This is a genomic window from Acinetobacter sp. YH12120 (genome assembly GCF_013418795.1).
GTDB classification, from domain to species: Bacteria; Pseudomonadota; Gammaproteobacteria; order Pseudomonadales; family Moraxellaceae; genus Acinetobacter; species Acinetobacter towneri.
On sequence record NZ_VPBI01000003.1, the window covers coordinates 83,956 to 97,630 of the forward strand.

Annotated in this window: 12 protein-coding genes; 7 read left to right on the forward strand and 5 right to left on the reverse strand. The window is 43.7% G+C overall.

What is annotated here, in order from left to right:
* Positions 1-118: 118 nt before the first annotated feature.
* Genes FTU58_RS03375 through FTU58_RS03385 form a run of 3 tightly spaced genes read right to left on the reverse strand, consistent with a single transcriptional unit; the run spans position 119 to position 2,516 of the window.
* Positions 119-370: a DUF6587 family protein gene (locus FTU58_RS03375; protein WP_180062042.1), complete on the reverse strand. Its 252-nt coding sequence runs from the start codon at positions 368-370 to the stop codon at positions 119-121.
* 32 nt (positions 371-402) lie between these two features.
* A complete protein-coding gene (locus FTU58_RS03380) occupies positions 403-2,259 on the reverse strand; it encodes a ferrous iron transporter B (protein ID WP_180062043.1) in 1,857 nt (618 codons plus the stop codon).
* The gene (locus tag FTU58_RS03385; RefSeq protein ID WP_004975713.1) at positions 2,256-2,516 is read right to left on the reverse strand and encodes a FeoA family protein; all 261 of its coding nucleotides are present in this window, start codon (positions 2,514-2,516) and stop codon (positions 2,256-2,258) included. Before FTU58_RS03385 ends, FTU58_RS03380 begins: the two co-directional genes overlap by 4 nt.
* Positions 2,517-2,701: 185 nt before the next feature.
* On the opposite strand from FTU58_RS03385, the gene xerD reads away from it, so the two are divergent.
* From xerD to thrC, 4 genes are all read left to right on the forward strand, one after another.
* Positions 2,702-3,619 carry a site-specific tyrosine recombinase XerD gene (xerD, locus tag FTU58_RS03390; protein ID WP_004975712.1) on the forward strand — a complete coding sequence of 306 codons (918 nt, stop codon included), beginning with the start codon at positions 2,702-2,704 and terminating at the stop codon, positions 3,617-3,619.
* Between the two features lie 150 nt (positions 3,620-3,769).
* Complete coding sequence (locus tag FTU58_RS03395; protein ID WP_004975709.1) at positions 3,770-4,585, forward strand: DsbC family protein; 816 nt, start codon at positions 3,770-3,772, stop codon at positions 4,583-4,585.
* 199 nt (positions 4,586-4,784) lie between these two features.
* Positions 4,785-6,089, forward strand: a complete 1,305-nt coding sequence (locus tag FTU58_RS03400; RefSeq protein ID WP_004975708.1) for a homoserine dehydrogenase — start codon at positions 4,785-4,787, stop codon at positions 6,087-6,089.
* A gap of 57 nt (positions 6,090-6,146) precedes the next feature.
* Entirely contained in the window at positions 6,147-7,286 is a 1,140-nt protein-coding gene (gene thrC, locus FTU58_RS03405) for a threonine synthase (RefSeq protein WP_004975706.1), read from the forward strand.
* Between the two features lie 120 nt (positions 7,287-7,406).
* Here the strand turns inward: thrC and FTU58_RS03410 are convergent, their stop codons facing one another.
* Complete coding sequence (locus tag FTU58_RS03410) at positions 7,407-8,498, reverse strand: serine hydrolase (protein ID WP_131260992.1); 1,092 nt, start codon at positions 8,496-8,498, stop codon at positions 7,407-7,409.
* Between the two features lie 215 nt (positions 8,499-8,713).
* On the opposite strand from FTU58_RS03410, the gene FTU58_RS03415 reads away from it, so the two are divergent.
* From FTU58_RS03415 to FTU58_RS03425, 3 genes are all read left to right on the forward strand, one after another.
* Complete coding sequence (locus FTU58_RS03415) at positions 8,714-9,349, forward strand: response regulator (RefSeq protein ID WP_004975702.1); 636 nt, start codon at positions 8,714-8,716, stop codon at positions 9,347-9,349.
* A 40-nt stretch (positions 9,350-9,389) separates the two neighbouring features.
* Complete coding sequence (locus FTU58_RS03420; protein ID WP_004975700.1) at positions 9,390-10,952, forward strand: PAS domain-containing sensor histidine kinase; 1,563 nt, start codon at positions 9,390-9,392, stop codon at positions 10,950-10,952.
* A gap of 69 nt (positions 10,953-11,021) precedes the next feature.
* Positions 11,022-12,455 carry a sigma-54 dependent transcriptional regulator gene (locus FTU58_RS03425; protein WP_179988997.1) on the forward strand — a complete coding sequence of 478 codons (1,434 nt, stop codon included), beginning with the start codon at positions 11,022-11,024 and terminating at the stop codon, positions 12,453-12,455.
* Between the two features lie 49 nt (positions 12,456-12,504).
* Here FTU58_RS03425 and FTU58_RS03430 read toward each other — a convergent pair whose 3' ends face one another.
* The gene (locus FTU58_RS03430; RefSeq protein ID WP_004975690.1) at positions 12,505-13,668 is read right to left on the reverse strand and encodes a S41 family peptidase; all 1,164 of its coding nucleotides are present in this window, start codon (positions 13,666-13,668) and stop codon (positions 12,505-12,507) included.
* Positions 13,669-13,675: the final 7 nt, after the last annotated feature.

A 13,675-nucleotide genomic window follows, 5' to 3' on the forward strand; every position in this document is an offset into this window, starting at 1 on the left:
CTGTTTTGAATGCTTTTTCTGTTTGCAGTTCCTGCAGTTTTTTTGTGTCAGTGCGTAAAAAAACCGTCATATTGCAGACGGTTTTTAAAAAGAATATTGCTAAAGTGAATAAACAAGCCTATTTCCACTTCACCGCTTGAACTTCAACTTTCTTTTCTGCGGGTTGATCTTGAGAATCACACCCACAATTGCCGCCACAGCCTGCCGCGGCTGCAGGTTTTAGCCATTTGGCCAAGCCATGCCAGCCTTTTTCAGTACAGAAATTGGAGAGTTTTAGAAAAACTGCGCCAGAAGTCTTGGGAAAGACTTTTTTAAAGACTACTACAGCACTCCACAGTACCAATGCAGCAACAATTAAAATTTCAACCATGTTCATCTACTCCTGTAGGTCAGGCATGTGCCTTAACCCAACAAATACGATGCCGTTTGATAAGTCAGGAATGACATGAAATAAGCCAAACCAAATAGATAGCAGGTCATAATACTGACCGTACGCCATGATCCTGTTTCGCGTTTTACCGTTGCTAAAGTTGCCAAACAATGCGGTGCATAAATAAACCACACCAATAACGATAAACCCGTTGCCAATGACCAGCCCAGTTCACCACCACCACTAATTAAAGCAGCCAAACCTTGGGACATGGCATCTTCATCCACTGCAGATAAGGCATAGACTGTGCCTAATGCAGCCACCACCACTTCACGCGCTGCCATCGCAGGAATCAAGGCAATCACGATCTGCCAGTTAAAGCCCACAGGAGCAAAAATTGGCTGTAATACATGCCCCAGCATCCCTGCAAAACTATAGTCAATTGCAGGCATGGTCGCGCCTTCAGGCGGTTGCGGGAACGTACACAAGAACCACAATAAAATCGACAGTGCAAAAATAATGCCACCGACACGCTTTAAGAAAATTTTGGCGCGATCTAGTAAACCAATCCAAACACTTTTTAGGTCTGGAAAACGGTAGCTAGGCAACTCCATCAACAAGACATGCTCAGATTTATCTTTTTGTAAAAATTTAAGCACAAAAGATACGCCCAAGGCACTCACAATGCCTGCCATATACAGACCGAACAAGACCAGACCTTGTAAATTAAACATGCCCCATACGGTTTGATTGGGAATGAATGCTGCGATGAGTAAGGCATATACAGGCAAGCGCGCAGAACAAGTCATTAACGGCGCAACCATAATCGTGGTTAAACGATCACGTGGGTCAGCAATACTACGTGTTGCCATAATGCCTGGCACTGCACAGGCAAAACTAGACAGCAATGGAATAAAGGCACGACCACTCAAACCTGCGCTAAACATCAGCTTATCGAGCAAGAATGCGGCACGTGGCAAATAACCCGATTCCTCTAAAATTAAAATAAACAGGAACAGAATTAAAATTTGCGGCAAGAACACCACCACACCGCCTGCGCCCGCAATAATGCCATCCACAATCAAGCTGTTCAGCAAGGGATGGCTAATGTTTTCGCCAATCACTTCACCTAGCCAGCCAAATAAACTTTCGATGCCATCCATAAACGGTGCAGCCCAAGCAAATACCGCTTGGAAGACAACAAACATCATCACCGCAAGGCTGACTAAACCGAATACAGGATGTAAAAAAATTTTATCGAGGAAGTCGGAGCGTTTGTCTTCTTGATCTACAAAGTGCACCACATCATGCAAAATGGTTTGAATCCGTTGATGCTGACTGCCTGTTAAGCCTGTCAATTCTGTCTGCGGAACAGCAAATTTGCCCTGATCTAAGGCATGCATTAAGTTTTGAATACCTGAATCACGCACTGCCACGGTTTCCACCACAGGTACACCCAAACGCTCAGACAATTTTTGCGTGTTGATTTGCATGCCACGACGACGCGCCTCATCCATCATGTTGAGTACCAACAAAATCGGACGACCCAGTGCAATCATTTCCAAAACCAAGCCCAAATGCAATTTCAGGTTGGTGGCATCCACGACACAAAGAAAGGCATCTTGCTGACCTTCTTCGGCTATTTTGCCTTGTACCACATCTCGAGTAATGGCTTCGTCGGGACTGGTGGCTTCTAAACTATAAGTTCCGGGCAAATCCAACACCAGCACCGCCTGTCCCGAAGGCAAGGTGAATTGCCCGACTTTACGCTCTACGGTCACGCCTGCGTAGTTGCCAACTTTTTGACGTGTCCCTGTCAAATGGTTAAATAAAGATGTTTTACCGCAGTTTGGATTCCCTACAAGTGCGATACGTAAGGCATCGCTCATGCGGACACCCCTTGTTCAATTTCAATGCGTTCAGCTTCTACTTTGCGCAAAGCAAAACGGGTAAATCCCACTTGAATCAAGATTGGATCACCACCAAAAATACCTTTGGTAATCACCTGCACCTGCGTACCCGGCACAAAACCCAGTGTTTCTAAGCGGTTTGCCACTAAGTCACTAAGGGATGTTCCACCATCGGCAGTACGTAATACCTGACGGATGATGGCTGTTTGTTTTGCTTTAAGTTCTGACAAACGCACCGTGAAATTCCTATACCATTTTGCATATTATAACATGCAAATGAGAACAATTAACAAATAAGGTCGACTTACATTTAAATGCTTTATATCACATCGACAGCCTTGCTGAATTGGATTAGAGTAGAAAATAACGCTGCTTATTATCGAATTTCTCAATTAATTTTGTGATTTCGTCTGTGATTCCTATGCTGAACAAAAAACCTCGTATTCCTGCTGCAATACAAATTCCAGAAGCTTTGAGCTTTTTGGAAGGCTATCGCAACGATTTAATCGCGCAAAGTGTCAGCCCGCATACCCGCAATGCCTATCTGTCCGATTTAATTCAATGCAGTGACTATGTCAGCAAACCCATGCCTGAATGGAATCATGACGATATTTCAGATGTACTCATCGAACTCACCAAACAACAAAAAAGCCCCCGCTCTATTGCACGCTGCCTGTCTGCACTACGTTCTTTTTATAAATTTTTAAGAGAGCACAAACTGCGCTCTGACAACCCTGTTGCTGCGCATAAAACCCCAAAATTAGGTCGTGCCTTACCCAAAGATTTATCTGAAGCCGATGTTGAAGCCTTAATTCACGCTCCTGACATCAACACTGCACTCGGATTACGAGATCGTGCCATGCTTGAAGTCTTATATGCTTGCGGTTTACGAGTGACGGAATTGCTGAATTTACGTTTAGAATTAATCAACCTAAAACAAGGCTATTTACGAATTGTAGGTAAAGGCAATAAAGAGCGTTTGGTGCCTATGGGACAAGTCGCTTGTGAATGGATAGAAAAATATTTAACCGAGTCGCGTCCGCAACTGTATAAAAGTGCCACCGATTATCTATTTTTAACGGTGCATGGCGGCATTATGAGCCGACAAAATTTTTGGTATGCCATTAAACGCTATGCCCTGCAAGCAGGCATTCAAGCCGAGTTATCGCCACACACGTTAAGACATGCCTTTGCCACACACTTACTCAATCATGGGGCAGATTTACGTGTGGTACAAATGCTGCTCGGGCACAGCGATTTATCCACTACACAAATTTATACCCACGTTGCACAAATCCGTATGCAGCAATTGCATGCCCAACATCATCCACGGGCTTAAAAAAACAAAAACGACGTAGAAGCATAGGGTCTGTTGACACTTCATCTATGAACGTAAGCCATTTATGAAATGGCAACAGACCCTAACGATCACGAATATTTTTTGTTATGCTAACGCTCTATTTTTTATGCCAACAAGAAAGGGTTGTTTATGACATTTACCCGCTCGACACTTTTGATTGCCTGTTCACTGGCAAGTGCTTTTGCAATCACCGCATGTTCAAATGCAAACAATGAAGATAAAAAGCAAACCACACTCACCGCCAGTGCGCCTGCAACGGGTGAAGCATCAACCCTAATTGAACGCAATGCACAACAGCGTTTAAGTACAACCTTGCAGCAACATTTTAAAACTGCAGGTATCAACGCCAAAATTACCGACATTAAAGCCACTGAAGTTCCAAATTTATTTTGGGTGAGTCTTGAAGGCATGTCATCGGTCTATGCCACCAGTGATGGCAAATACATTATTCAGGGCGATGTGATCCGTTTAGGTGACAAAGAACTACATAACGTCAGTGAAAACCTGCAAGCAGGCGTGAACAAGAAAATTTTTGCTGAATTAAAACAGGAAGATTTATTGGTATTCCCTGCCAAAGGCAAAACCAAACACGTCATTTATGTATTTACCGATGTCAGCTGTCCATATTGCCATCGTCTACATGAACAAATGGATGAAATGAATGGTAAAGGCATTGAAGTCCGTTACATTGCTTGGCCGCGTGGTGAACAGCACATGCCTGCTATGGAAGCAATTTGGTGTAGCGAAGATCGTCACGCTGCCTTTAATCAGGTCATGAATGGCGCACAAATTGCACCTGCCAACTGTAAAAACCCTGTTCGTGCTCAGTATCAATTGGGCTTAAATATGGGCGTCAATGGCACACCTGCGATTTATAATGCCGAAGGCGTATATTTAGGCGGCTATCTGTCTACCGCTGAATTGATCAAGCGCTTAGACAAATAAAAATAGCGGATCTGTGGATGCTGCATCATCCCAATACACCAAGACGTAGCATCTATGAAGCCAATATAAATAACGATTTTTTATGCGTTATTTTACTTTTTTTCATACTGTGAAGATAAGTGAGATCTGCCCTAGAGTCAGCGCGTTTTTTTAGCTATGATCTAGGCTTGCTTAAAGTTATTAAAATATGGAGTGTGACGTGAAACCAGTTCGTCTGGCAATCCTCGGTCTTGGTACTGTGGGTGGTGGTGCCCTTAAACTATTAAAAGAAAATGCTGCTGAGATTAGACGTCGCACCGGTCGTGAAATTGAAATCACTTATGTGGGAACACGTCGTCCGCGTCCTGACCTAAACTTGCCTGAATCGGTCAAGCAAAGCTCCGACTTGATGGACATTGTCCGTCAACCCGATGTAGACGTGGTGGTTGAAGTGATGGGCGGTATTCACCCTGCTTATGACGTGATCATGGAAGCCATGAAGCACGGCAAACAAGTAGTGACAGCCAACAAAGCCCTACTTGCAGAACACGGCAATGAGCTATTTAAAGCAGCTGAAGACAATGCCGTACAAATTGCCTATGAAGCTGCGGTTGCAGGTGGTATTCCAATTATTAAAGTCATCCGTGAAGGTTTGGCTGCCAACAAAATTGAATGGTTGGCAGGCATCATCAACGGTACAGGCAACTTCATTTTAAGTGAAATGCGTGAAAAAGGTCGTGCATTTGAAGATGTACTGAAAGAAGCGCAAGAGTTAGGCTATGCCGAAGCCGATCCGACTTTTGACGTCGAAGGTATTGATGCTGCACACAAACTGACTATTTTGGCTTCATGTGCATTTGGTATTCCACTACAGTTTGACAAAGTCTTTACCGAAGGTATTGGCAAAGTGACCGCACAAGATGTGAAATATGCCGAAGAACTCGGTTTCCGCATCAAACACTTGGGGATTGCCCGTCGTACCGATAAAGGTATTGAATTGCGTGTTCACCCAACTTTAATTCCTGAAGAAGAATTGATTGCCAATGTTAATGGCGTGAAAAACGCGGTCTTGGTACAAGCCAATGCGGTTGGTCCAACGCTCTATTATGGCGCAGGTGCAGGTGCAGGCCCAACAGCCTCTGCAGTAGTTGCAGATGTCGTTGATATTGTCCGTGACATTTCTTATACCGAAGATGGCGCAGGTACAATTCCGCAATTGGCATTTGAAGCCTTAACCGACTTGCCAATTTTAAGCCGTGAAGAAATGACCACGGGTTACTACATTCGCATTAATGCCGAAGACCAAACTGGCGTACTTGCCGATGTAACCACCATTTTAAGCCGTGCGGGAATCAGTATTGATGCCATCATGCAGCAATCACGCTTAAAAGACCTTATTCCTATCGTGATTCTGACTGACCCAGTCCTAGAATCGAAAATGGATGAAGCGTTACAACAAATTCAAGCATTGCCAACCATTCATGGCGAAATTGTACGAATTCGTTTAGAATCGCTTGATAATTAATCGGGTGAAGGGGAGTATTTCCCCTTGCCAAGCTCTACACACAATTGGAACATCATCATGTCGAATGCCAATCGTTATACTGGTTTAGTTGACCGTTATCGTGACCGTTTACCAGTGTCTGCAACCACACGTGCAATCTCTCTAGGCGAAGGAAACACGCCACTGATTAAGCTTGAGAATATTCCACGCATTATTGGTAAAGATGTTGAAATTTATGTGAAGTATGAAGGCTTAAACCCGACAGGTTCATTTAAAGACCGTGGTATGACCATGGCAGTTACTAAAGCAGTTGAAGAAGGTTCAAAAGCCATTATCTGTGCATCTACAGGTAATACTTCTGCTGCTGCTGCTGCCTATGCTGCACGTGCAGGCATCAAAGCATTCGTTTTAATTCCTGAAGGCAAAATTGCCATGGGTAAAATGGCACAAGCGATGATGTACGGTGCCATCACCATGCAAATCCGCGGTAACTTTGACGATGGTATGCGTCTAGTTAAAGAAGTTGCTGACCAAGCACCTGTGACCATTGTGAACTCGATCAACCCTTACCGCCTACAAGGTCAAAAGACCATTGCGTATGAAATTGTAGATGAGTTAGGTCGTGCACCAGATTACCACTGCTTACCTGTAGGTAACGCAGGCAACATTACTGCACACTGGATGGGTTATACCGAAGCGGTTGCCAACCAATCTGCCGATCAATTCGAGCAAGTGGTCTATGACGCAGCAACGGACAAATTCACAGGTCCAAACCCTGAAGGCCGCCCAATCATGGTGGGTTATCAAGCGTCTGGCGCTGCGCCATTCTTACGTGGTGCGCCTGTAGAAAACCCTGAAACTGTTGCAACTGCAATTCGTATTGGTAACCCACAAAGCTGGAACCATGCCAAAGCCGTTGTACGCGATTCAGAAGGTTGGTTTGATGAGCTAACTGATGCTGAAATCTTAGAAGCACAACGCATGCTTTCAATGTATGAAGGCGTATTTGTTGAGCCTGCATCTGCTGCGTCTATTGGTGGTGCAATGCGCGACATCAAAGCAGGTAAAATCAAAGAAGGTTCTGTGATTGTATGTACCGTAACAGGTAACGGTCTGAAAGATCCTGACACTGCAATGAAACAATGTGCAGATGCGGTGATGCTCTCTATTGATGCTACAATGCAACAAGTAAAAGACTCTATCCTTTCAAACATGTAAGTTTTGAATCGTGATCAAAAAAACCTGCATTAGCAGGTTTTTTTGTATTTGGAATCATGCAACTTTAACGGAAGTTGAGTCATACGATTGATAACTCAACGCTCCAAGCTGAATGTGCTCTTAAATACGTTTAGGTAACTGGCTTGCCCAACTCATTAAGCGAGTTGCATCATTGGTACGTGCTTGTGAAGTATCTGCACCCAAAAGCACCACCACTGCAGGACGGTTATTCAAAGTGGTATGCATCACCACACAACGCCCTGCTTCATTGATATAGCCTGTTTTAGACAGATTAATATTCCAACCACCATTACGTACCAGTGCATTGGTATTGTTAGATTTTAAAACACGATAACCCAAGTTAAAGTCATAGGTTGGCGTGGTTGAGAATTGGCGAATCAAACCATATTGCGAAGCGGTGCTGACCAAAATACCCAAATCACGCGCAGAAGATACATTACGTGGGTCTAAGCCTGTTGCTTCGGTAAAACGGGTAGAATGCATGCCCAATTCACGCGCTTTAGCATTCATTGCGGCTACAAAGGCATTTTTCCCACCTGGATAAGTACGTGCCAACGCTGCTGCTGCAGGATTTTCAGATTTCATTAATGCAAACAGTAACGCTTCGGCACGGTTTAACTTGTCGCCCACACGCAAAGTTGAGCTTGAGTTTTTACCTGCTGCACCTGCAAAATCAATCGATTGCAAAGTGATTTGTTCAGACATATTCAAACGTGCATCAGAAGTCACCACGGCAGTCATCACCTTGGTCACAGATGCAATAGGTAATGCCACATTGGTATTTTTGCTATACAGCACTTCACCTGTTTGCGCATCCATCACCAAAGCCGCACGTGCATTAACTGATGGTTGGTTGCTATAAGCAGAGGTATCTAAAATACGGACTGTTTTAGGCGCAGTGGAAGCAGGTGCAACACCATTGCTACTACGCACTGTAGTGGTAATTTTCGTTGAACCTGGCGGAGTAGGTTCAGCAACATAGCTCTCTGGCGCAGCCTGAGCGCTCGCACTGGTACTTTCCAGATCACCATTTAAGAATTGATCGGCTTGCTCCGAAGACCAACTTAAGGTCGCCTGACCGTCGCTCCCAGAGGAAGGATTGATGACAAGTTCAGCAAAGCTGACAGAACTTAGGCTGAACATCATAGATGCGACCAGCACATGCATGAACGACTTCTTAGAATTTTTCACGACTGCTTACTCAACTCAGGGAGGTAAGATACATTTGCGTATTACCTCAAATATGCCTTACATTTAAAAATACAACAATGAATCGTTTTTGACACCATATTGTGCAGAACTTTTCATTCTAGATTAAGAATAGCATTGCTAATTTTGTCGTTTCATTGCAAGCTAATTTTGCTTTATGTAACAAAAAAGATGATTTTTTCAAAGGGAGAGTGTAGGTGATCACAGTTTTAGTAGTCGACGATCATGAATTGGTACGTACTGGGATTTGCCGTATGCTCGAAGACCATGCCGATGTGCAGGTGATTGGACAAGCTGAATCGGGTGAAGAAGCGATTACCTTAGTGCGTCAGCATCATCCCAATGTGGTGTTGTTAGATGTGAACATGCCTGGGATTGGAGGCGTAGAAACCACACGTCGTCTATTGCAAACTGCACCAGACACTAAGGTCTTGGCGGTGAGTGGTTTGGCAGAAGAACCCTACCCTTCTTTATTGCTGAAAGCAGGTGCAAAAGGCTATATCACCAAAGGCGCACCTGTCAGTGAAATGGTACGTGCCATTAAAAAAGTCATGCAGGGCGGTAAATACTTCAGTGCCGACATTGCCGAACAACTGGCAAGTTCATACTTATCTGACACACAACAATCGCCTTTTGATAGTCTTTCAGAACGTGAAATGCAAGTGGCGATGATGGTGGTGAATTGTATTAGCGCACAGGAAATTGCCGATAAGTTGTTTGTCAGTGTAAAAACCGTAAATACCTATCGTTACCGTATTTTTGAAAAATTAAATATTGATAGTGATGTCAAACTGACTCACCTTGCCATTCGTTATGGACTGATTAAACCCTAAATTTTCAACGCTGTTGATGCACAAATAAGACCTTTACGATATGCCAGATTTAAAACAACATTCTGAGTTAAATCAGTATCATCTTGGCATGTGGTATGGTACTTACCGACTGCTGATTGCCTTTTGTTTGCTGCTGATTACCCTACTCACCTTTCAGCAGCTTGGCACACAATATCAGCACCCGGGTTTATATCTATACACCTTGGTCTGCTATTTTATTTTTAGCTGCCTGCAACTGATCAGCTATAAATATATTCCTTTTAAAAGCACGCAACAACTGACCCTGTTTTTTGCAGTCGATATTATCGCGCTCAGTAGCCTGACTTTTGCCAGCGATGGCCCTAATTTATATTTAAGTCTGCTGTTTGCGATCACGATTTTTGCAGCATCACTCTTGCTGCAAAAGCGTAAAGCCTTAGCCATTACCCTCATCGCGATGATTATGGTGATTTACCAACACTTTGTTGGGAGTTTGCTGGACTTTTCATCGCTAAATAATATTGGTCAAAGTGCGCTATTGGCATTTTTATTTTGGGTGGTTTATGGCAGTGGACGTATTGCAGTACGGCGTTTCCAAATTTTAGAAAATCTAAATTTTTCGCAATCTTTGGAATTAAACCGCCTACAAAATATCAACCGTTATATTTTAGAACAAACCGAAATGGGCTATTTGGTTTTAGATGAAAATTGCTATGTCGTCCTCAGCAACCCTGCAGCCTGTCATCTGTTGGGGATTCATCCTAAATATGCGCACGCGACCTATCCATTGTATAAAATTCAGCCCGATTTATTTGATCTGTTCAAATTTGATCAATTGCAAGATGGAGAAAAATTTCAATTCGAGTCGCAACTAAGTCATTTTCATGTGCATATTCAGGTACAAAAACTCAAAGTGCCACATCAAACGCTGACTTTATTGGCGCTGCAGGATGGACGTAAAATCAATCAGCAAGTCCAGCAACTCAAATTAGCCGCCTTAGGACAACTCTCTGCCAGTATTGCGCACGAAATTCGCAACCCGTTGGCAGCCATTGTACAAGCCAACAATTTATTTACAGGCAGTGATGCTGCACAGCAACAATTGCTGTCGGACATGATCAGCAAACAAGCGACACGGATTGATAAGATTATTCACGACACGCTGAGTATGGTCAAAAATAAACAAACCACGCCTGTCGCGATTCAGCTCAATCAATTTTTGCCACAATTCATTCAGGAAGATTTACCTGATGCAGCGAGTCAAATTCAGCTTACACTGACCGAACCACTGAGCATCCAGTTTGATGAATCACAGTTTCGCCAAGTGCTGATTAACCTGATTCGTAACGCCATTCGACACAATGCTGCACAGCAGCCCATTGAGATTACGGTCTACCCGCAAACAACTTATATTTATATTGATGTGCGGGATTTTGGTGCAGGTGTCGCCAGTCAAGATCTCCTCTATCTGTTCCAGCCATTTTTCAGTACCGAAATCAATGGAACTGGTTTAGGATTGTATCTATCGCATAGTTTTTGCGAGGCGAATCAAGCCAAGCTGAGCTATGTAGAACAAGAACAAGGCGCATGTTTCAGGATGAAATGTCTACGTGCCATTGAATAAACGCGATTGATATTGGATCAATCTTGTTGCTGTGGTTTTGATTTAATTTTGTGTGGTTTTGGGGAAAATATGCACGCTGTTCAACCTTTGGTTTTATTGGTCGATGACGAAGAAGACCTTTGTACCCTCATGCAGATGACTTTGGCACGTATGGGGATTCAAACCCATGTCGCGTATCGTTTAGTGCAAGCCAAGCAGTTATTAGCAGAACATCAGTACGATGCTTGCTTAACCGACTTAAACCTGCCCGATGGCAATGGCTTGCAACTGGTTGAATGGATTTCCGAACAATATCCGAATGTGCCTGTTGCCGTATTGACCGCTTACGGCAATATGGATATTGCGATTGCTGCTTTAAAAGCAGGTGCATTTGACTTTGTCAGCAAGCCTGTCAATCAAATACATTTACAGCAACTCCTTGAAAAAGCACTGAATAAACCTTTCGACACCACCGATCATCACAGCCAAGATCAGCTTGAATATAAAATGTTGATTGGGCAATCTTTGCCTATTCAGCAATTGCGCAGCACCATCAAAAAAATTGCGCGCTCGCAAGCGCCTGTATTTATTACAGGCGAATCAGGTACGGGGAAAGAAGTTGTCGCCAATTTGGTTCACCGTTTAAGTAATCGCAACGAAGGACCATTTATTGCAATTAACTGTGGTGCAATCCCCACCGAACTCATGGAAAGCGAGCTATTTGGACACAAAAAAGGTAGCTTTACAGGAGCGACTCAAGACAAACAAGGTCTGATTCAATCTGCACATGGTGGCAGCTTATTTTTAGATGAAATTGCCGAACTGCCACTGAGCATGCAAGTCAAACTGCTGCGTGCCGTTCAGGAAAAGCGCATCCGTCCTGTGGGTTCAGATAGTGAAATTGATGTCGATTTTCGAGTGATCAGCGCCAGTCATCAGGACTTAGAAAGTTTGGTTCAGCAAGGACGTTTCCGTCAGGATTTATTCTTCCGTATTCACGTGATGGATTTGGTCTTGCCTGCCTTGCGTGAACGTGGACAAGATATTCTGTTATTGGCAGACCACTTCATTCAAAAAGTTGCACAAGAATGGGACATTCCTGCCAAACAACTGACACCTCGTGCCCAGCAATTTTTATTAGAACAGTACTATCCAGGTAATGTGCGTGAGTTACGCAATATTATTGAACGTGCCATTACCCTGAGTGATGATGATGTTATTGATCTCAAACACTTACAAACCGCACCCTTGCGCCAATTCAGTATGAGCAATACAGCAACCACTGAACCACAACCTACAGCAGAAACACCACAGCAGATCGTGACAGATGTATTGCTGACAGGACGCAAACTGCCTGAAGAAGGTTTAGAAGCCTACTTGGAAAAAGTAGAAAAAGACATTTTACTGAATGCGCTGCACCTGACCCACTGGAACCGTACGTTGGCAGCAAAAAAATTGGGCATGTCTTTCCGTTCTTTGCGCTATCGTCTGAAAAAGTTTGGATTAGATACTGAAGATGAGTAAACGCTAAACAATGAAGACTGTCTAAAAATACGTGTTACTCAGATGAGACTTAACGGCGGCTCAGCAGTAAATCTGCCACATGCTCAAGATAAGCCTCTTCTTTCATTTCAGGACTTTGAATATATTGCTGATTCGGCTGAATCCCAACCCCTTCAATCATTTGCTCGCGTGGGGTGTAATAATGCGAAACCGTCATTTGTAAGGCAGCACCATCGCTAAGTGGGAACAGCTTTTGCACCACCCCCTTGCCATAACTTTTTTCGCCCATCACCCAAGCGCGTGAATGGTCTTTTAAAGCACCGGTAAAGACTTCTGCCGCAGATGCAGAGCGATGATTAATCAGTACTCCGACTTTTAAATTTTGAAATTCAAAGCTAGGTAACGCCTGAAATTGTTGATCGCCTTCAGAACGACTTTTGGTCGATACAATCACACCCTGATTTAAAAATAAATCGGCAGATTCCACCGCAGCAGACAGTAAGCCTCCTGGGTTATTACGCAGATCAATCAATACGGCTTTTAAGCGTGGCGTGCTATGTTCTTCAATTAAGCGTTTAATTTCATTGGCGGTGTCTTGCTGAAACACACGTACTTTTAACAACAAGACCTGATTAGAAAGCATCTGCGCCTGAATATCGGTTTCTACTTTTTTGTTGCGTACCAACATAATTTCAGGCTGATTGGCTGCACGTTGTACGCTTACAGTCGATCCCACTGAGCCTGTGAGCAGGTTATTGACCTGATCTGCACTCAGCTTTTTCAGTTCTTGGTTATCAATTTTAAATAGGCTGTCGCCATTCTTCAGCCCTTGTTTAGCCGAGTCGGCATTGGCACTTAAATTTTGAATGACCCAATGTTGCTGGGCAGCGTCATAGCGCAAAGTAAAATCAACCGAGGCCAAGTCGCCTTCGGTATATTGTAAAAGTTGTTTATATTCTTCAGCAGTTAAATAGCGTGAATAACGGTCTAAACCGCTCACCAAGCCACGAATGGCTTGCTGAAACAAGGCATCATCACTTTTTTCAGTCACATAGTTGTCTTTGACAATGCCATAGATTTGTACAAATTCCTGTATCGACTCTACAGGCACATCGACATAGTCCTGTTGTAGTGTAGGGCCATCTAACTCCCAATCTGGCGCAGCCCAAACACTCGAATGACTGGCACACAACACGCTTGCCAACACAACCGCATAAATTTTGTGAGCCGTCATTCCATCA